This window comes from Enterobacter cloacae complex sp. 2024EL-00214 (assembly GCF_043945575.1).
Classification (GTDB): Bacteria; Pseudomonadota; Gammaproteobacteria; order Enterobacterales; family Enterobacteriaceae; genus Enterobacter; species Enterobacter cloacae_P.
Genome location: NZ_JBIMRC010000017.1, coordinates 103,232 through 121,691 on the forward strand (window position 1 = coordinate 103,232; position 18,460 = coordinate 121,691).

General features: G+C 53.1%; 20 protein-coding genes. 6 read left to right on the plus strand and 14 right to left on the minus strand.

Annotated features, from left to right (window positions below):
• The first annotated feature begins 11 nt into the window (after positions 1-11).
• From artI to artJ, 4 genes are all read left to right on the plus strand, one after another.
• On the plus strand, positions 12-743 hold the full coding sequence (artI, locus tag ACHHZ6_RS18060; protein WP_395122822.1) for an arginine ABC transporter substrate-binding protein ArtI: 732 nt from the start codon (positions 12-14) through the stop codon (positions 741-743).
• Positions 744-749: 6 nt separating this feature from the next.
• Positions 750-1,466 (plus strand): arginine ABC transporter permease ArtQ, encoded by a 717-nt coding sequence (gene artQ, locus ACHHZ6_RS18065; RefSeq protein ID WP_182274323.1) that lies wholly within the window; start codon positions 750-752, stop codon positions 1,464-1,466.
• Positions 1,466-2,134 (plus strand): arginine ABC transporter permease ArtM, encoded by a 669-nt coding sequence (artM, locus tag ACHHZ6_RS18070; RefSeq protein ID WP_182274322.1) that lies wholly within the window; start codon positions 1,466-1,468, stop codon positions 2,132-2,134. The genes artQ and artM overlap by 1 nt, the downstream gene beginning before the upstream one ends.
• A 178-nt stretch (positions 2,135-2,312) precedes the next feature.
• Positions 2,313-3,044 (plus strand): arginine ABC transporter substrate-binding protein ArtJ, encoded by a 732-nt coding sequence (gene artJ / locus ACHHZ6_RS18075; RefSeq protein WP_182274321.1) that lies wholly within the window; start codon positions 2,313-2,315, stop codon positions 3,042-3,044.
• 62 nt (positions 3,045-3,106) lie between these two features.
• Here artJ and ACHHZ6_RS18080 read toward each other — a convergent pair whose 3' ends face one another.
• The 11 genes from ACHHZ6_RS18080 to nfsA all read right to left on the minus strand — a co-directional run bounded on the left by ACHHZ6_RS18080 (position 3,107) and on the right by nfsA (position 13,962).
• Positions 3,107-4,573, minus strand: a complete 1,467-nt coding sequence (locus ACHHZ6_RS18080; RefSeq protein WP_395122823.1) for a sensor histidine kinase — start codon at positions 4,571-4,573, stop codon at positions 3,107-3,109.
• Positions 4,560-5,267, minus strand: coding sequence for a response regulator transcription factor (locus ACHHZ6_RS18085; protein WP_395122824.1), 708 nt, complete (start codon positions 5,265-5,267; stop codon positions 4,560-4,562). The genes ACHHZ6_RS18080 and ACHHZ6_RS18085 overlap by 14 nt, the downstream gene beginning before the upstream one ends.
• Before the next feature lie 72 nt (positions 5,268-5,339).
• Complete coding sequence (gene rlmC, locus ACHHZ6_RS18090; RefSeq protein ID WP_395122825.1) at positions 5,340-6,467, minus strand: 23S rRNA (uracil(747)-C(5))-methyltransferase RlmC; 1,128 nt, start codon at positions 6,465-6,467, stop codon at positions 5,340-5,342.
• 40 nt (positions 6,468-6,507) lie between these two features.
• A complete protein-coding gene (locus ACHHZ6_RS18095; RefSeq protein ID WP_182274317.1) occupies positions 6,508-6,981 on the minus strand; it encodes a YbjO family protein in 474 nt (157 codons plus the stop codon).
• A 65-nt stretch (positions 6,982-7,046) separates the two neighbouring features.
• Positions 7,047-7,892 (minus strand): putrescine ABC transporter permease PotI, encoded by an 846-nt coding sequence (potI, locus tag ACHHZ6_RS18100; protein WP_182274316.1) that lies wholly within the window; start codon positions 7,890-7,892, stop codon positions 7,047-7,049.
• Positions 7,889-8,842, minus strand: coding sequence for a putrescine ABC transporter permease PotH (potH, locus tag ACHHZ6_RS18105; RefSeq protein ID WP_182274315.1), 954 nt, complete (start codon positions 8,840-8,842; stop codon positions 7,889-7,891). The genes potI and potH overlap by 4 nt, the downstream gene beginning before the upstream one ends.
• Positions 8,843-8,852: 10 nt before the next feature.
• Positions 8,853-9,986 (minus strand): putrescine ABC transporter ATP-binding subunit PotG, encoded by a 1,134-nt coding sequence (gene potG, locus ACHHZ6_RS18110; RefSeq protein ID WP_182274314.1) that lies wholly within the window; start codon positions 9,984-9,986, stop codon positions 8,853-8,855.
• A gap of 101 nt (positions 9,987-10,087) precedes the next feature.
• Complete coding sequence (potF, locus tag ACHHZ6_RS18115) at positions 10,088-11,200, minus strand: spermidine/putrescine ABC transporter substrate-binding protein PotF (RefSeq protein ID WP_196391057.1); 1,113 nt, start codon at positions 11,198-11,200, stop codon at positions 10,088-10,090.
• 350 nt (positions 11,201-11,550) lie between these two features.
• Complete coding sequence (locus ACHHZ6_RS18120) at positions 11,551-12,027, minus strand: YbjN domain-containing protein (protein WP_395122826.1); 477 nt, start codon at positions 12,025-12,027, stop codon at positions 11,551-11,553.
• A gap of 188 nt (positions 12,028-12,215) precedes the next feature.
• Entirely contained in the window at positions 12,216-13,118 is a 903-nt protein-coding gene (rimK, locus tag ACHHZ6_RS18125; RefSeq protein WP_182274311.1) for a 30S ribosomal protein S6--L-glutamate ligase, read from the minus strand.
• Positions 13,119-13,239: 121 nt separating this feature from the next.
• Complete coding sequence (nfsA, locus tag ACHHZ6_RS18130) at positions 13,240-13,962, minus strand: nitroreductase NfsA (protein ID WP_182274310.1); 723 nt, start codon at positions 13,960-13,962, stop codon at positions 13,240-13,242.
• Between the two features lie 186 nt (positions 13,963-14,148).
• On the opposite strand from nfsA, the gene ACHHZ6_RS18135 reads away from it, so the two are divergent.
• Positions 14,149-14,418: a GrxA family glutaredoxin gene (locus tag ACHHZ6_RS18135; protein WP_182274309.1), complete on the plus strand. Its 270-nt coding sequence runs from the start codon at positions 14,149-14,151 to the stop codon at positions 14,416-14,418.
• A gap of 30 nt (positions 14,419-14,448) precedes the next feature.
• Here ACHHZ6_RS18135 and ACHHZ6_RS18140 read toward each other — a convergent pair whose 3' ends face one another.
• Positions 14,449-14,820, minus strand: a complete 372-nt coding sequence (locus ACHHZ6_RS18140) for an inner membrane protein YbjM (protein ID WP_182274308.1) — start codon at positions 14,818-14,820, stop codon at positions 14,449-14,451.
• 275 nt (positions 14,821-15,095) lie between these two features.
• Here ACHHZ6_RS18140 and ACHHZ6_RS18145 point away from each other — a divergent pair, with 275 nt between their 5' ends.
• A complete protein-coding gene (locus ACHHZ6_RS18145; protein ID WP_182274307.1) occupies positions 15,096-16,787 on the plus strand; it encodes an aspartate:alanine antiporter in 1,692 nt (563 codons plus the stop codon).
• A gap of 419 nt (positions 16,788-17,206) precedes the next feature.
• Here the strand turns inward: ACHHZ6_RS18145 and ACHHZ6_RS18150 are convergent, their stop codons facing one another.
• Both ACHHZ6_RS18150 and ACHHZ6_RS18155 read right to left on the minus strand, forming a co-directional pair.
• Positions 17,207-17,530: an SEC-C metal-binding domain-containing protein gene (locus tag ACHHZ6_RS18150; RefSeq protein WP_395122827.1), complete on the minus strand. Its 324-nt coding sequence runs from the start codon at positions 17,528-17,530 to the stop codon at positions 17,207-17,209.
• Positions 17,531-17,532: 2 nt separating this feature from the next.
• Positions 17,533-18,351: a DUF6602 domain-containing protein gene (locus tag ACHHZ6_RS18155; protein ID WP_395122828.1), complete on the minus strand. Its 819-nt coding sequence runs from the start codon at positions 18,349-18,351 to the stop codon at positions 17,533-17,535.
• Between the last annotated feature and the right edge of the window lie 109 nt (positions 18,352-18,460).

Here is an 18,460-nt window from a genome sequence, read left to right on the forward strand (position 1 = left end):
GGAAAATGATAATGAAAAAAGTATTGATTGCCGCGCTGCTTGCTAGCGTCAGCCTTTCCGCTACCGCAGCCCAGACCATTCGTTTCGCTACCGAAGCGTCTTATCCTCCGTTTGAATCTATCGACGCCAACAACAAAATTGTTGGCTTCGACGTGGATCTGGCTAACGCCCTGTGTAAAGAGATCGACGCCACCTGTACCTTCAGCAACCAGGCGTTTGACAGCCTGATCCCAAGCCTGAAGTTCCGCCGTATCGACGCCGTGATGGCGGGTATGGACATCACCCCTGAACGTGAAAAGCAGGTGCTGTTCTCCACGCCGTACTATGACAACTCCGCCCTGTTCATTGGTCAGAAAGGGAAATTCACCTCTATTGATCAGCTGAAAGGCAAGAAAGTTGGCGTGCAGAACGGTACCACCCACCAGAAATTCATTACCGATAAGCACCCGGAAATCACCACCGTTCCGTATGACAGCTACCAGAATGCGAAGCTGGATCTGCAGAATGGCCGTATTGACGGTGTGTTTGGTGATACCGCCGTGGTGACTGAATGGCTGAAAGCGAACGACAAACTGGCGGCTGTTGGTGACAAAGTGACAGATAAAGCGTACTTCGGTACCGGTCTCGGCATCGCCGTGCGTCAGGGCAACACTGACCTGCAGCAGAAATTCAACGTTGCGCTGGAAAAAGTGAAGAAAGACGGCACCTACGAAACCATCTACAAAAAATGGTTCCAGAAGTAATTCCTGATGAATGAAATTTTTCCTTTAGCAAGCGCCGCCGGGATGACCGTCGGCCTTGCCGTTTGTGCACTGATTATCGGCCTCGTGCTGGCGATGTTCTTTGCGGTATGGGAATCAGCGAAATGGTTCCCTGTCGCCTGGACGGGTTCCGCGCTGGTGACCGTGCTGCGTGGATTACCCGAGATTCTGGTCGTCCTGTTTATCTATTTCGGTTCCTCACAGCTGCTGTTAACGCTGTCAGACGGCTTTACCATCAATCTTGGGTTTGCGCAGATCCCGGTGCAGATGCAGATTGAAAACTTTGACGTCAGCCCGTTCCTGTGTGGCGTGATCGCCCTCTCCCTGCTCTACTCCGCCTATGCCTCGCAGACCCTGCGCGGCGCGCTGAAAGCGGTACCGCAGGGGCAGTGGGAATCTGGCCAGGCGTTAGGTTTATCGAAAGCGGCTATTTTCTTCCGTCTGGTGATGCCGCAGATGTGGCGTCATGCTCTGCCGGGTCTGGGTAACCAGTGGCTGGTACTGTTGAAAGACACCGCGCTGGTGAGCCTGATAAGCGTGAATGATTTGATGCTGCAAACCAAAAGTATCGCCACCCGTACCCAGGAACCGTTTACCTGGTACATTGTGGCGGCCGCTATCTACCTGGTGATCACGTTGCTGAGTCAGTACATCCTGAAGCGGATTGACCTGCGTGCAACACGTTTTGAACGGAGACCAGGCTGATGCTTGACTACTTACCCGAGCTGATGAAAGGGCTGCACACCAGCCTGACGCTGACCGTGGCGTCCATCATCGTGGCGCTGATCCTGGCACTCATCTTCACCATCATCCTGACGCTGAAAACGCCAGTGCTGGTGTGGATTGTGCGCGGCTACATCACCCTGTTTACCGGTACACCGCTGCTGGTGCAGATCTTCCTGATTTACTACGGCCCGGGCCAGTTCCCGTCGCTGCAGGAGTATCCGGTTATCTGGCATCTGCTCTCTGAACCGTGGCTGTGTGCCCTGATTGCTCTCTCCCTGAACAGTGCGGCCTATACCACCCAGCTGTTCTACGGTGCTATCCGGGCGATCCCGGAAGGGCAATGGCAGTCCTGCGGTGCGCTGGGCATGAGCAAAAAAGACACGCTGGCTATACTGCTGCCGTACGCCTTTAAGCGTGCGCTGTCCTCGTATTCCAACGAAGTGGTGCTGGTATTCAAAAGTACTTCTCTGGCCTACACCATTACGCTGATGGAAGTGATGGGCCACGGACAGCTGCTGTATGGACGTACCTACGACGTGATGGTGTTCGGTGCAGCGGGTCTGGTGTATCTGGTGGTGAACGGTCTGCTGACGTTGATGATGCGTCTGATTGAACGTAAAGCGCTGGCGTTCGAGCGCAGAAATTAATCACTCAGGTGCATAAATCTATATTCCCGATGCGGGTAACCTTATGGGTTGCCCGCTTTTTTTTGTGATAAAAATAATATTTAATCATTTTTATTGCATATAAATTCAATCACTGGCATTGTACATCCATGCCGCAGACACGGCGCATAATGACAAGATTGACAGACGGGAGTATTCAATGAAAAAGTTAGTTCTGGCCGCATTACTGGCAACTTTCGCCGCTGGCGCATCCGCCGCTGAGAAAATCAATTTCGGTGTTTCTGCTACCTACCCACCGTTTGAATCACTGGATGCCAGCAACCAGATTGTCGGGTTTGATATTGACCTGGCAAAAGCGCTGTGCAAACAGATGCAGGCCGACTGCACATTCACCAACCACGCATTTGACAGCCTGATCCCGTCTCTGAAATTCAAGAAATACGACGCGGTGATCTCCGGTATGGACATCACCCCAGAACGTAGCAAACAGGTCTCCTTCACCGACCCGTACTATGCAAACTCTGCGGTAGTGATTGCCAAAAAAGGCGAGTACAAATCCTTTGGCGAGCTGAAAGGCAAACGCATTGGGATGGAAAACGGCACCACGCACCAGAAATACCTGCAGGACAAACATCCTGAAGTGAAAACCGTGGCCTACGACAGCTACCAGAACGCGATTATCGACCTGAAAAATGGCCGTATCGATGGCGTGTTTGGTGACACTGCCGTGGTCAACGAGTGGCTGAAAACCAACCCGCAGCTGGGTACCGCCACTGAAAAAGTGACCGACCCGCAGTACTTTGGCACCGGTCTGGGTATCGCGGTTCGTCCGGATAACAAAGCCCTGCTGGAAAAACTGAACGGCGCGCTGAAAGCAATTAAAGCAGACGGGACGTATCAGAAAATCAGCGAGCAGTGGTTCCCGCAGTAATACTTTGTTGTCGGGTGGCTCGGCCTACGGGGGGTCTGTAGCCCGAGCCATCCGGCAACGTCTCACAGTGGTACAAAGAAGCGAAAACGGGCTCCGCTCACCGAATCCATCAGCCTGATCCCACCGCCGTGCAATTCCAGCATCCGTTTCACAATTAACAACCCTAACCCCCCGCGATTCTCCCGTGACGCCTGCGGGTTTAACGCAGAAGGACGCTGAAACAGCCCGTCGCGCAGCGCAGCATCAATGCCTGCCCCGCTGTCCGCCACTTCGACCTGCAGCTGCTCGTTCTCCTGCCACACCGCCATGCGGATCTCGCCACCCGGGGGCGTATGGCGTATCGCGTTATCCAGCAAATTGGTCACCACCCGCTCAATCATCGACACGTCGGCGTTTAAAAGTGGCAGAGGCCCCGGCACATCAATATGCAGATTCAGCTCACGCGTGCGCGCCGCCAGTTCAAACTTCTGCGCCACATCGGAAATCAGCTCTCCCATCGCAAAGCGCTCGCGCTGTGGTTTTATACCGCCGTGCTCAAGACGCGCCAGTTCAAACAGCTGTTGCGACAGATGCCGCACCTTTTGTCCCTGGCGCAGCGCGGTGGTGAGATATTGCTGGTGCTCCTGCGGCGTCAGCGTGGCGGATTTGAGCGACAGCGTCTCCAGATAGCCCAGCAATGAGGTAAGCGGCGTGCGCAGATCGTGCGAAATATTGGCAATAAACTCCCGGCGCTGACGGTCGCTATCGGCCAGGAGATCCCATTGCGTGGTGATTTTGCGCGCCAGCTCGATAAAGGTATTGCGCAGGATCGCCACTTCATCATTTGCCGCGGGCTCCGGCGGTTGTGCCGCCAGCTGTTTGATGGCAGTCATGCTGTCCTGCTCCAGCCCGGCGACCTCCAGCGTCAGGCGTTTCACCGGACGCGTCACCCAGTACCAGACCAGCAGCCCCGCCAGCAGGCCAAACAGCGCCACCAGCAACAACGACCAGAGTGCCGTGCTCCAGAGCGCTTTATGCCAGGCCATCTCTGCCAGCGCATTTGACTCTTCGCCCTGCAAAATAATGTAGAGATAGCCTTTCAGCTCACCGTCCTGACGCAATGGGGTAACGCTGAAGACTTTCTGCCCCTGGCTACGGGGGTCGTCTCCAAAAACCGGCATTGCCGCACCGTTGAGGAAGGTTTGCAATGGCGCAATATCGATTTTTTGCCGCTGAATATGGCCCGGAGGTGCTGCATCGGCCAGCAGATCGCCGTCGGGAGAGATGACATACAGCTCAACGCTCGGGTTAAAGGTCATCAGCCGATCGAACAGCGGTTTCAACACGCGGCGGTCGACGCTGCCCTGGGCGTCCAGAATCGGTTCACGCTGCACAATCTGTTGCGCCAGTCCCCCGGACAGCCGCTGCACCATTGCGTTGCCGTACTGCATGCTGCTGTAGAGCTGCACCGCGCAGGCAACGGTGGCGCAGAGCATCAGCAGCAGAATAAACAGCACCGTCAGCCGCTGGCTCAGGTTAAAGCGGCGCATCTTGATTCAGCTCCGCAAATTTGTAGCCTTTACCCCAGACGGTACGAATGATCTCCGGCTCGGCGGCATCTTTTTCAATCTTGATACGCAGGCGGTTAATGTGGGTGTTGACGGTATGTTCGTAACCCTCGTGCTGATAACCCCAGACCTGCTCAAGCAACGCCAGACGCGAGAAAACCTCGCCAGGATGACGGGCAAAGAAGTACAACAGTTCGAATTCGCGCGGGGTGAGATCGACCTCCTGCCCGTGCAGGCGTACCGTTCGCGCAAGCGGATCGAGCGTCAGGCCGTGAGCCTGAACGTGTCCGGTGGTCTGCGCCTGCCCCATCGCCTGCTGGCGGCGAAACAGCGCCTTGATGCGTGCAATCAGCTCCTGCACTGAGAACGGTTTTGCCAGGTAATCATCAGCGCCGGTTTCCAGCCCGGTAATGCGGTCGGTTTCGCTACTACGGGCGCTGATGATGATCACCGGCAGGTAACGGGTCATCTGGCGGATACGGCGACAAATTTCCAGTCCGTCGACATTAGGGAGCATCAAATCGAGGATGACGGCATCCCACGGCTGTTTTTCCAGCCGGTGCAAGGCACTGCCCCCATCGGGTTCGTGGGTAATGGCGTAACCTTCATCTTCTAAATTGAGGCGCAGAAGCGCCGCGATATCGTGGTCATCTTCCACCAGCAGGACCTGCTTCATGGACAAGCCTTCATTCAATTCTGATGACTTAAGCTTACCTGATTTCGCAGAGGGGAAGAGTTCACATTTTGTTTAAGATTTCACGAGCAATGTCAGCACTTCATAATGCGCGGTATGCGGGAACATATCGAAAAGCTGAACGCGTTCGATACGGTAGCCCGGAAGATGGGCAATGTCTTTTGCCATTGTCTGCGCGTTGCAGCTGGAATAGACAATGTAATCCGGTGCCATCTGGCTCAGGTAATCGCACAGGGCTTTCCCGATGCCACGCCGTGGCGGGTTGACCAGTACCAGCTCCGGCACATTGCCCTGGCCGGTGGCGAACTGGGTTGAGTCCAGCGCCTGGAAATGAAGGTCTGTTAACCCCAGCTCAGCGGCGGACTGTTTTGCACAGGCAATCGCTTCTGCAGAAATCTCAATCCCGGTCAGTTGCATTTCAGGGGTGGCACAGTGCAGACCGAATCCCCCCACGCCGCAGAATAAATCCCACATATGGCGGATATTTAACGCGCGGACCCAGTCGCGTGCAGTGGCGTACAGCGCACTCGCAACCGTCGGGTTTGTCTGGAAGAAACTTTGCGGACGGATCCACAGCGGCACACCGTTGAAGTTTTCTGCCAGCGCATGCTCCCCGGTGAAGAAAACTTCTGTGTCCCCTTCCATGATTGCCATATGCACCGGCTGAATATTCGCGGTAATGACCTTTAACTGAGGAAGCTGCTGCTGAAGCCACGGCAGCGCCGCACGCAATTGCTCAAGCTTAGCCTCTGAGCGCAGCACAAAACGCAGCATCATACCGCCGTCAATCTGGCTCTCGGTCAGAAGCAGGTATTTCAGCTCGCCGCGCTTACGGGCAACGTTATAGGGCGTTAACCCGGCACGGGCAATGAACGGCTTCAGTGCGGCAAAAACAGGTTCAAACGACGCAGGATAAAGCGGACAGTCGGTTAAATCTTCCGGTGTACCGTCGCGGTGCAACATCCCCAGCAGCGGTTTTTCAACGCTGCCGCTGACCACCATTTTGGCCTTATTACGAAAACCCTGCTCTGGCCCACTAACGGGTGCGCACCACTCTCCCACCGCGTGTTCAACCAGCAGCTGTTGCAGGTCGGCCATTTTGGCGGTGAGTTGTTGGGGAACCGGCTGTTCTATCCACTGACAGGAGCGGCAGCGACCGGCGTCATAGAGTGCGCACTGCATATGAAGACCTTAAGAATCACGAGGGCTGCGATTATACACATTATTGCAGACGGAAGAACCGCCGACTGGATGCGGGCACAAAGAGCAGGAACAGCACCAGCATATCCGGGAGTTTCTGCATCACCAGTGCGCGTAAAATCTCGCGCTTCGATTCCCCCGCAATGCTGAACAGTTCCGGGTAGCCATAACCCAGTGACGCCGCCCACAGGTAGCCTGCCGCAACAATTTGCGTCAGCAGATAAACCCAGCGCGCCCAGTTGCGCCCTTTGACCAGTGAGAACGCGCAGTAAATCTCGATAAACACCAGCACCAGGCTGCTTAAAAAGACCAGCGTCAGATTCCACGTCTGCACGCTGCGGTGAATGAATTCCCCTATGCCGCGCGCGCCCAGGGTGTTCAGAATCATCAGCACATCGAGACAGCGGATCATAATAATGGCGAGCGCCGCCACCTGCACCAGCGCAGGAACATTCGGACGAGCGTGCGTAATACGTGATTTTTTTAATAATCCCAATGTTTTACTTCCCTGAAAAACAGTGCCGCGTCATGCGCGGCACTTCACTGGAAATTTTAAATGCTTCAGCCGCGTCTTGCACGCTGGATATCACGCACGCGTTGTTTTTCCGCGCGCGCCATCAAATACCAGGCGATAAATCCGACAATTCCGACCACGCCGAGGATGATGGACGCCAGGGCGTTGATCTCCGGGTTTACCCCCATGCGCACGCTGGAGAAGACCAGCATTGGCAGCGTCGTGGCTCCCGGGCCGGAGACAAAGCTGGCGATGACCAGGTCGTCAAGTGACAACGTAAACGCCAGCAGCCAGCCGGAGATCACCGCAGGCATGATCATCGGCAGGGTAATGATGAAAAAGACCTTCAGCGGTGTTGCGCCGAGATCCATCGCCGCCTCTTCAATAGAGCGATCCAGTTCGCGCAGACGCGAAGAGATCACCACCGCCACATAGGCGGTACAGAAGGTGACGTGCGCCAGCCAGATGGTGAGCATACCGCGATCCGCTGGCCAGCCGATGGCATGCGCCAGGGCGACAAACAGCAGCAGCAGCGACAGACCGGTGATGACGTCCGGCATGACCAGCGGTGCCGTGATCATAAAAGCAAAACCGTTCGCTCCGCGAAAATGCCCAAAACGCACCATCACCATTGCCGCAATAGTGCCGAGGACAGACGCCATTGTGGCGGCACAGGCGGCAATGGTCAGGCTTAGCACCACCGCACTCATCATCGCATCATCGTGGAACAGTTCACTGTACCAGCGCGTCGACCAGCCCGCCCACACCGTCACCAGTTTCGAGCTGTTGAACGAGTAGATCACCAGCATCAGCATTGGTGCATACAGGAAGGTAAACCCAAGCACCAGGATCAGAATTCGCCACGGGGAGCGCACTACCGGTAAGTTGTTCATCCGTGATCTCCCATCTGTTTTTGCTGATGCTTGTGGAACCACATGATCGGCACGATCAGCAGCAGCAACATCACAATCGCCACCGCCGACGCCACCGGCCAGTCGCGGTTGTTGAAGAACTCTTGCCACAGCACGCGGCCAATCATGATGCTGTCCGGGCCACCAAGCAGTTCCGGGATCACGAACTCCCCAACCGCCGGAATAAACACCAGCATCGAACCGGCGATAATCCCGCCTTTGGTCAGCGGAACAATCACGCTAAAGAACGTCTTCAGCGGGCGGGCTCCCAGGTCAAGCGAGGCTTCCACCAGCGAATAATCGATGCGCGTCAGGGCGGTATAGATTGGCAACACCATAAACGGCAGATAGGCGTACACAATCCCGATATACACCGCGAGATTGGTATGCAGGATCGTCAGCGGCTGGTCGATAACCCCCAGCCACATCAGGAAGTTATTCAACACGCCGTTGTTTTTCAGGATCCCCATCCACGCGTAAACGCGGATCAGGAATGACGTCCATGACGGTAAAATGACCAGCAGCAGCAGAATGTTGCGTGTCGATGGCTTACTGTGCGCCACTGCCCACGCCAGCGGGTAACCCAACAGCAGACAGCAGATCGTCGAGATCGCCGCCACCTGCAATGACTGCAAATAGGCTTCGAAATAGAGCGGATCGTCCGTCAATTGCAGGAAATTGCCGACATTCAGCGTCAGCGTCAGTTGTCCATCGGCCCATTCCATCAGGTTGGTATATGGCGGAATAGACCGCGCCATTTCTGCCAGGCTTATCTTGAAAACAATCAGGAACGGCAGCATAAACAGCAGGATCAGCCACACGTAGGGCATGGCGATCACCAGCTTGCGGCCATGTGTCATCTGTATGCGCGCCAGCCAGTGTGCAAAACCGCCCGGTTTTTCTGCGCGGGCTGGAGGTTCAAGTGTACTCATTGGCCGCTCCTTATACCGTCAGCACTACGCAACTGTCTGCATCCCAGCACAGGCGCACTTCGTCACCCCAGGTGGGTAGCCCTTTACGGTAGCGATGTTCGTTTTGCAGCTGAGCGCTGAGCATCTGTCCGCTCGTCAGTCGCACATGGTAAATAGAGAGATCGCCCAGATAAGCAATGTGTACCACCTCCCCGACGGCAAAGTTATAGCCATCGGCTGGCGGCTCTTCACAGAGCATGATTTTTTCCGGGCGCAGAGCGATATAAACCGGAACGTTGTCTACCACAGAGGCATCCGGGTCCACCTTCAGCGGGTGTACCAGCCCCGGCGATTCAAGCACCAGACCGTCGTCATGGCGCGCCTTCACCAACCCTTCGAAGACATTCACCGAGCCGATAAACTCGGCGCTGTAGCGGGTGGTCGGGTGCTCGTAAATCTCCTCCGGCTCGCCGATTTGCACAAACTTACCGCGATTCATAATCGCGATACGCCCGGCCATCGTCATCGCCTCTTCCTGGTCGTGGGTCACCATCACGCAGGTCACTCCCACGCGTTCGAGAATATCCACCACTTCCAGCTGCATACGGTCGCGCAGTTTTTTATCCAGTGCGCCCATCGGTTCATCAAGCAACAGCAGTTTCGGACGTTTCGCCAGGCTTCTGGCCAGCGCCACACGCTGACGTTGACCGCCAGAGAGCTGGTGCGGCTTACGTTTTGCGAACTCCTGCATATGCACCAGGCTCAACATCTCCGCCACTCGCGCGGTAATTTCGGCTTTCGGCAGTTTGTCCTGCTTGAGGCCAAAAGCGATGTTCTGCTCAACCGTCATGTGCGGGAACAACGCGTAAGACTGGAACATCATGTTGATTGGTCGTTGATACGGCGGTACGCGGGAGAGGTCGACACCATCCAGCACAATCTGTCCGGTGGTGGGCTGTTCAAAACCTGCCAGCATACGCAGTAATGTGGATTTACCGCAGCCAGATGCCCCGAGCAGGGCAAAAATTTCACCTTTGTAGATAGTCAGGCTGACGTCATCCACGGCATGCTGGCCATCAAAAGATTTGGTGAGGTTACGGATTTCAAGAAGCGGGGTCAGCGCTTTACGGACTTTCGCCTGCGGGCGGGGGATCGCGTCATTCACGGGGTGCTCTCCGGCATAAATCAAAACTGGTGCAAACGCACCATCAGGGTGCGCATCGCCGGGCAGCACTAACGCCTGCCCGGCCTGGAACTCACTGAATATTATTTACCGCTTTTCACTCTGGTCCACGCACGGGTGCGCACGCGGTCAATTTTTGGATCCTGAACCTTCAGGGTAAACAGCTTGGCGAAGACATCCGCAGGCGGATAGATGCCCGGGTTATCACGCACTTCCGCGCTGACCAGCGGTACAGACGCTTTGTTACCGTTAGCGTAGAACACGTGGTCGCTGATGTGGGCAATCACATCCGGACGCATCAGGTAATTGAGGAACTGATAAGCTTCATCTTTGTTTTTCGCATCAGCAGGCATCGCGAAGACATCAAAGAACGCCAGTGCGCCCTCTTTTGGAATGAAGTAGGAAATATTCACGCCATTTTTCGCCTCTTTCGCACGGTTAGCCGCCTGCCAGACATCCCCCGCCCAGCCGATAGCCACGCAGATGTCGCCGTTTGCCAGGTCGTTAATGTACTGAGAGGAGTGGAAGTAGCGAATATTCGGACGCAGCTTCAGCAGCAGATCGGTAGCCGGGCCAGTGTAGTCGTCGGCTTTGCTGCTGTTCGGATCTTTGCCCAGGTAGTTAAGTACGGTGGCGAAAATCTCTTCCGGTGCGTCGAGGAATGACACGCCGCAGCTTTTCAGTTTCTCAAGGTTTTCAGGCTTCAGCACCACATCCCAGCTATCGAGCTTGACGTCTTTACCCAGCACCGCTTTGACTTTATCAACGTTATAGCCGATACCAGTGGTCGCCCACAGGTAAGGCATCGCGTATTTGTTGTCCGGGTCGTGTTTAGCCACCAGCTTCAGCACGTCAGGATCGAGGTTTTTCCAGTTCGGAAGTTTGCTTTTATCCAGCGGCTGGAAGACACCTGCCGTCAGTTGACGCTCCAGGAAGCTTGCAGAAGGTACCACGAGGTCAAACCCGGTACTGCCTGCCATCAGCTTTCCTTCCAGCACTTCGTTGGAATCGAAAACGTCGTAAACCACTTTAATGCCGGTCTCTTTTTCAAAATTGGCGACCGTGTCCGGTGCAATATAGTCAGACCAGTTATAGATATGCAGCGTTTTTTGTTCCGCAGCGAGCGTACCGACAGAGACAGCCATCAGAGCACCCGCAACCAGACCCGATAACCATTTTTTATTCAAGGCGATCATATTGTTATTCCTTCTGAAAGCTCGTTAACAAACGAACTAAAACTATGCAATCTGAAGATATGCAAAAACCATGCATATTTTGTCGCTCTGACCGAAATAAAATAACAGACTCTATCCGGCAGTATTCGCTCGCTTTTTTAAGCATCGCAAGAATAACTGTAGCCCGTGTCTCCGGCTATAGCCCAGACGAAAAAACGCCTTTTATCAATTTTTTATGCACGTTATATCTACGTGATAAGCCGAAACCGCTTTCAGGGAGGTGAAATATTCTTTAAGGAAAGGTTAAAAGCAGCAGAAAAAATGGTGTTATGCAGCCGCTCTGGCAGCGACTGCGCGGATATCAGACAGGTTTAGTGGAGAAAATTGGGAGGTGCATCATTATTCTCTGCATCATCTTCAGTGCTATACAGTAAATGATGTGCATTGGCTTCCATCATTACCATCGAAATTTGCTCTTCGCTCTGGCGCATGAACCAGGAGAACTGTTTGAAGGAAAGTCCCGCTCCGGCGAATAAAGACTGGCAAACGACCAGTTTTGGCAGATTATCATCCTGTATGTCGAGAAATGCTTTGACCGTCAAAGAACTGGCATTGATAGCCGACAGATCGGATGCCAGTGCCAGTAACGCAGACGGTTTCACTTCAGCCAGCGCAGAGAAGAGGATCACGTCGTTGATGAGATCGATTTTGGCATCGAAAATGCCATCGAAATTTTGCATATGAGGCAAATGCAGCGCCTGGCAGGAATCACATTCAAAAAAGGTGATACCAGCGTCATCAAGCCATTGACGTAATGTATCCAGTGTAGGAACGACCTGTAAATCCATCGCTGTGCAGCCTCTTTAATAAAAACTTCGCATATAACCGTCATACTTCAAGCTGCATGTGCGTTGGCTGCGCTCGTTCACCCCAGTCACTTACTTATGTAAGCTCCTGGGGATTCACTCCCTTGCCGCCTTCCTGCAACTCGAATTATTTAGGGTATAGATTACGCAAAAAGTGCGTTCAATGCTATTTAACCGCCCGTTTTTAGACAGTAGCCCGGCGTCGCATGACGCTCGATCCATGAGATCATTTTACCCGCAATATCGACCCCGGTCGTTTTTTCCACCCCTTCCAGCCCTGGCGATGCATTAACCTCCATCACCAGCGGCCCGCGGGACGCACGCAGGATGTCCACACCCGCCACATCCAGGCCTAACGTTTGCGCCGCTTTTACGGCAATTTCGCGCTCACGTGCGGTGATATCCGCCACGCGCGCCACACCACCACGGTGCAGGTTAGAGCGGAAATCCCCCTCTTTCGCCTGACGCTCAATGGCCGCAACGACCTCATCGCCGACCACAAAGCAACGGATGTCACGCCCTTTGGCTTCTTCAATATATTCCTGCACCAGGATATGGGCATTGAGGCCGCGAAACGCGTCAATCACGCTCTCTGCCGCCTGCCGGGTTTCCGCCAGCACGACGCCAATCCCCTGAGTGCCTTCCACCAGCTTGATCACTAACGGCGCACCACCCACCATGTCGATCAGATCGCTGGTGTCATCCGGAGAGTGGGCAATGCCGGTCACGGGCAGATCGATCCCCTGACGGGCAAGCAGTTGCAGGGAGCGAAGTTTATCGCGGGCGCGTGAGATGGCGACGGATTCATTAAGGGGATAGCTGCCGAGCATTTCAAACTGACGCAAGGCGGCCGTGCCATAAAAGGTAATCTGCGAGCCAATGCGCGGTATAACCGCATCAAATCGTGGCAGCTGGCGACCTTTATAGTGAATGGACGACGCTGCGGGATCGATGTTCATATAGCAAGACATTGGATCGAGAATGTCAACCTGATGGCCGCGTTTCGCCGCGGCATCTCGCAGGCGTTTACATGAGTAGAGCGTTCCATCCCGGGACAAAATGGCAATTTTCACCCTGCACCTCTCTAAAGACATAGGAAAAGCCTGCGTATCATATACACAAAATCATGCAAGTTGTATCACAGCAGCCTGAAGGATGAGGTGCATACACGCAGGCAGGCGCAGAAGGAATGGACTAGCGCGTTGCCCAGCCCTGTTTGTGCAAATAGTCGAGAATAAACGGGCGATTTTCTTTAATGATGGTACGACGGATATGGTCACTCCACGTGTCGCGGCGGTTATTGCTGCCGCGCGTCATATAGTAGTGCGCCAGCTCCTCGTCGTATTGTGCCAACACGTCCCGATCGATCGGCTGATAGTGGTTTTCATGCATGATTATCGTGGCGGGCAGGCGCGGCTTCACGTCCGGGTTATCCGCCGGCCACCCGAGGCACAGGCCGAACAGTGGCAGCACATGTTTAGGGAGCTTCAGCAGTTCGGTCACGCTGTCAATATTGTTACGCAGGCCGCCGATATACACCCCACCCAACCCCAGTGATTCCGCCGCCGTCAGCGCGTTTTGTGCCATCAGGGCAGTATCGACGACACCCAACAGCAGCTGTTCCGCCAGGCCCAGTTCAGCTTCAGGGCAAATCTGCAGGTGGCGGTTAAAGTCGGCACAGAACACCCAGAACTCAGCCGCCTGAGCCACATGCTTCTGTCCGCCCGTCAGCGTCACCAGCTGTTCACGCATTGCCGGGTCGGTAATGCGAATAATAGAGCTGCATTGCAGGAAGCTGGAGCTGGAGGTTCCCCTTGCACTGTCAATAATCGCTTCACGCTGCGCCCGGGTAACCTGCTGGTCGGTGAAGTGACGAATCGAACGGTGGGAACGGAGCAGGTCAATGGTTGGCGTCATTCTCTCTCTCTTTAACTGTCTGAACACGGTCTAACAGACAGTATAGGAAATGTTGTGTGCCGTGTAATTGGCGAAACATAGCCTGACTATATCAAAGTGACAGGCGAAACCTTCTTTCCATGACAGCGGGTTATCGTGCAATATAATCGTCATTCGCCGTCAGGCTTGTTTTTTGAGGAGAGAGAAATGTTTGCAGTGATTTTTGGCCGTCCAGGATGCCCTTACTGCGTGCGCGCAAAAGAACTGGCAGAGAAACTGACCGAAGAGCGTGATGACTTCAACTTCCGCTATGTGGATATCCACGCGGAAGGTATCAGCAAAGCGGATCTGGAAAAAACTGTCGGTAAACCGGTTGAAACCGTGCCGCAGATTTTCCTCGATCAGAAGCACATTGGTGGCTGCACCGATTTTGAAGCTTACGCAAAAGAACATCTGGGTCTGTTTGCTGCAGAGTAATGCGAAGACGCCCTCACCGTGAGGGCGTTTTTATTTGTGCCGCCGCCGGTGGAGCATGCTGCGCACAAACAGGAAGCACAACGCCCCAAGCGCGCACCAGAATACCCCGCTCAATAACCATGCCAGTTCCTGCCAGAACGATCGCGAGGTGACAAACACCAGTCGTAGCAACAGCAGACACAGTGGAGCCGCCAGCATCGCGCCCAAAAGAGGCTTAACGACCTCCCCGCCACGGGAGAGAAAGCTGGCCGCCGCCCCCGGCAAGGTAAAAAAGAGCAAGCCCAGCTCGGGATGGCCGGAAGCCCTAAACGCCCCTTTGACATGGAAGGCTAATGACAGACACACTGTCGTAAACAGTAAAAAGCAACTGACCACACCCGCCCAGTTTCGCTTTATGTTCAAACTATCCTCCTGACTTCATCTCTATCAAATACGCTTTCGTCCAGTGGACGCCCAGTCAGATAAAGCAATGTGGCAATCCTTGCCAAAGTACACATCTGTTAATGCGATAATAGGTAGCTGTCGATAGCTAATACGATTAAACTAACCGGCAGCTATGGTTTTAGAGAATTAATGAAGGGAGCCGGGAATGTTGAAACGCTCCCCTGATGTTCAAAACAGTAGCCCAAATAGCCTCTTCATTCAACAACTTACTGGTAAACAAGAAGTTAGCCTCCGTGAATATAAACGTCGCAGACTTGTTAAATGGGAATTACATCCTGTTATTATTTGTGGTACTGGCACTGGGTCTTTGCCTGGGCAAATTGCGCCTGGGTTCAGTTCAACTTGGTAATTCCATTGGCGTTTTAGTCGTCTCTTTATTATTAGGCCAGCAACATTTCAGCATTAACACGGACGCGCTCAACTTAGGTTTTATGCTGTTTATTTTTTGCGTTGGGGTGGAAGCAGGGCCGAACTTTTTTTCAATTTTCTTCCGCGACGGCAAAAATTATCTGATGCTGGCGCTGGTGATGGTCGGCAGTGCGCTGCTGATTGCGTTAGGGCTGGGTAAACTGTTTGGCTGGGATATCGGGTTAACGGCCGGTATGCTGGCAGGCTCGATGACCTCCACACCGGTTCTTGTGGGTGCAGGAGATACTCTGCGGCACTCAGGTATGGCGGGCTCACAGCTCTCTACCGCTCTCGATCACCTGAGTCTGGGCTATGCCCTGACCTATCTGATTGGCCTGGTAAGCCTGATTGTGGGTGCGCGTTACCTGCCAAAACTCCAGCATCAGGATTTACAGACCAGCGCCCAACAGATTGCCCGCGAGCGCGGTCTGGACACGGACACCAAACGTAAAGTCTACCTGCCGGTGATCCGCGCCTATCGCGTGGGGCCGGAACTGGTCTCCTGGGCCGACGGGAAAAATCTGCGCGAGCTGGGCATTTATCGCCAGACGGGCTGCTATATCGAACGTATTCGCCGCAACGGCATTCTGGCAAACCCGGACGGTGACGCAGTACTGCAGATGGGCGATGACATCGCGCTGGTGGGTTATCCGGACGCTCACGCGCGCCTTGACCCCAGCTTCCGTAACGGCAAAGAGGTATTCGACCGCGATCTGCTCGACATGCGTATCGTCACCGAAGAGATTGTGGTGAAAAACCATAACGCCGTGGGTCGTCGCCTGGCGCAGTTGAAGCTGACTGACCACGGCTGCTTCCTGAACCGCGTGATCCGTAGCCAGATTGAGATGCCCATCGACGATAACGTGGTGCTGAACAAAGGTGACGTTTTACAGGTAAGCGGCGATACCCGACGCGTAAAAACCGTTGCTGACCGCATCGGCTTTATCTCCATTCACAGCCAGGTCACCGACCTGCTGGCCTTCTGCGCCTTCTTTATCGTGGGCCTGATGATCGGGATGATCACCTTCCAGTTCAGCAACTTTAGCTTCGGCATCGGTAACGCCGCCGGGCTGCTGTTTGCCGGGATTATGCTCGGCTTCCTGCGAGCGAACCACCCGACCTTCGGCTATATCCCGCAGGGTGCGCTGAATATGGTAAAAGAGTTCGGCCTGATGGTGTTTATGGCGGGCGTTGGCTTAAGCGCCGGTAGCGGCATTGGTCACAGCCTGGGTGCTGTCGGCTGGCAAATGCTGGTCTCTGGCCTTATCGTCAGCCTGGTACCGGTGGTGATCTGTTTCCTGTTTGGTGCATACGTGCTGCGCATGAACCGCGCCCTGCTCTTCGGCGCGATGATGGGCGCACGTACCTGTGCTCCGGCAATGGAAATCATCAGCGATACTGCACGCAGTAACATCCCGGCGCTGGGCTATGCCGGCACCTACGCCATCGCCAACGTCCTGCTGACGCTGGCCGGTACGCTGATTATCATCATCTGGCCAGGGCTGGGACTCGGATAACACTCAGGTTTGCGCATACCAGAAAAAAATTTTCGTTATGCGCAGAACTTTTTATTCAGGGGGCAGTCATAATTAGTGCCACTGCTTTTCTTTGATGTCCCCAATTTGTGGAGCCCATCAACCCCGCCGTTTTGGTTCAAGGTTGATGGGTTTTTTGTTGGGTGAAATTTAAAACCCATAAAATCAAAAAGTTACAACAAAACCATCATGCCTATGGCGACAAAATGGCGATAGTGCAGAATCATCTCTTTTAGCCGAGCTTCTGAGAATCATCCTTAAGAGGCCGTTAACTTAATCCAATGAACGAGATTGATTACTCGCGGCTGATCGATGCACTTACCTACAACCACACCAACAGCATTGTTATAGTATTAAATATTTAGTAAGAGATAAAAGGTCACCCCTATGAGTTAAGGCTCTCAAACCTCATTAAATGCACCGCACTTATTACATCGCATAACGATGTTGTGAATATTTTCTTTTGGTATACCAACAATAAGTTGAGACTTACATTTACCACAAAGCAATGCTAATCCAACCTCATAACCTGCAAAAATAATTGTACCCTCTCCTTCTCTGATAAAAACAGACCTTGTGTCCGGATCGGGTTCATGGATAACATTTAACATTATCTCCTCATTTATATCAGGAAGTTTGGGTTTCTTTATTTTTGGTTCATGGCAATCTTTAAAAAGTAAACCAGACCCACATGGGCATGGTTCATCTGGATCAATCTTGGCCATATTCACTCTCTCACTATAGACAATGGGAAACTTGGGTCTATATACCTACCTATGTCAGGAACATTTAGCTTCATTTGAGAAAGCATAACTAAAAGGTATGTAAAAAAGCGCCCAAAGGCTTGCTCCTCCATACCTTCTTTAATTATGCGTAGAATAACTTCGTCTACTTCGTCTCCGCTTGCTCGCCGTTTTTGATCAGTTAAAACTAATTTGACAAACTCATCAGTATCTAAAAGCAGGTCTTTCTCCCCTATTGTTAGGTTAACTTTTTCATAGCGCAGCACCCCTTTACCCAGAACGCATATGAGGTTGCAAAAATAATTCACATCATAAACGGCGGCAGAATGCGCTTTCCAGTTTTCCGTTAAAGAATCTAATGAATTACCTGAAAGGTTAAACCCAAAAACAATACCAAATGGCCTAGATGCTCTATGAAGTGTTATATACTCTCTAGTGGTAATTAAACCTAAATCTCTGGGGGCCAGTTTTTTGAACGAAGTTATTTTTCCTGCAGCATCATCAAACTCATTTTTTGACAGCGATGATTTCACTTCGATTATTCCATAAACGCCTTCAACTGGAAGAATTGACGTTTTTCCCGCATAAAGCACTGGGCAATTTAGAGCATCATAAATTATGATATCAATCGCATGTGAGCGTAGCCCCTCTTTTGTAATCACCTCTCCTTTAGTAACACCATATCTTTTTGGCAGATGAGTTTTGAGAAAATCTATTAAGAACTCTTCTCGATTCTCACCTTTATCACCACTGTGGTGTATAAAGCCAGACTCGTTAAATTTTGCTAGGGAAGGTGCGAACAAGTTCCTGATATGAGATCATCATATTCATCCGGAGCGCATCCCAGAGGGACATCATGAGCCATCAACTCACCTTCGCCGATAGTGAATTCAGCACTAAGCGCCGTCAGAC

Coding starts and splice junctions, on each gene's coding strand:
- ACHHZ6_RS18135 (WP_182274309.1), top strand. CDS start 14,149: ATGTTTGCAGTGATTTTTGGCCGTCCAGGATGCCCTTACTGCGTGCGC.
- nfsA (WP_182274310.1), bottom strand. CDS start 13,962: ATGACGCCAACCATTGACCTGCTCCGTTCCCACCGTTCGATTCGTCAC.
- potH (WP_182274315.1), bottom strand. CDS start 8,842: ATGAGTACACTTGAACCTCCAGCCCGCGCAGAAAAACCGGGCGGTTTT.
- artM (WP_182274322.1), top strand. CDS start 1,466: ATGCTTGACTACTTACCCGAGCTGATGAAAGGGCTGCACACCAGCCTG.
- potF (WP_196391057.1), bottom strand. CDS start 11,200: ATGATCGCCTTGAATAAAAAATGGTTATCGGGTCTGGTTGCGGGTGCT.
- ACHHZ6_RS18080 (WP_395122823.1), bottom strand. CDS start 4,573: ATGCGCCGCTTTAACCTGAGCCAGCGGCTGACGGTGCTGTTTATTCTG.
- artI (WP_395122822.1), top strand. CDS start 12: ATGAAAAAAGTATTGATTGCCGCGCTGCTTGCTAGCGTCAGCCTTTCC.
- ACHHZ6_RS18150 (WP_395122827.1), bottom strand. CDS start 17,530: ATGGCCAAGATTGATCCAGATGAACCATGCCCATGTGGGTCTGGTTTA.
- artQ (WP_182274323.1), top strand. CDS start 750: ATGAATGAAATTTTTCCTTTAGCAAGCGCCGCCGGGATGACCGTCGGC.
- ACHHZ6_RS18085 (WP_395122824.1), bottom strand. CDS start 5,267: ATGAAGCAGGTCCTGCTGGTGGAAGATGACCACGATATCGCGGCGCTT.
- potI (WP_182274316.1), bottom strand. CDS start 7,892: ATGAACAACTTACCGGTAGTGCGCTCCCCGTGGCGAATTCTGATCCTG.
- ACHHZ6_RS18120 (WP_395122826.1), bottom strand. CDS start 12,027: ATGGATTTACAGGTCGTTCCTACACTGGATACATTACGTCAATGGCTT.
- artJ (WP_182274321.1), top strand. CDS start 2,313: ATGAAAAAGTTAGTTCTGGCCGCATTACTGGCAACTTTCGCCGCTGGC.
- rlmC (WP_395122825.1), bottom strand. CDS start 6,467: ATGCAGTGCGCACTCTATGACGCCGGTCGCTGCCGCTCCTGTCAGTGG.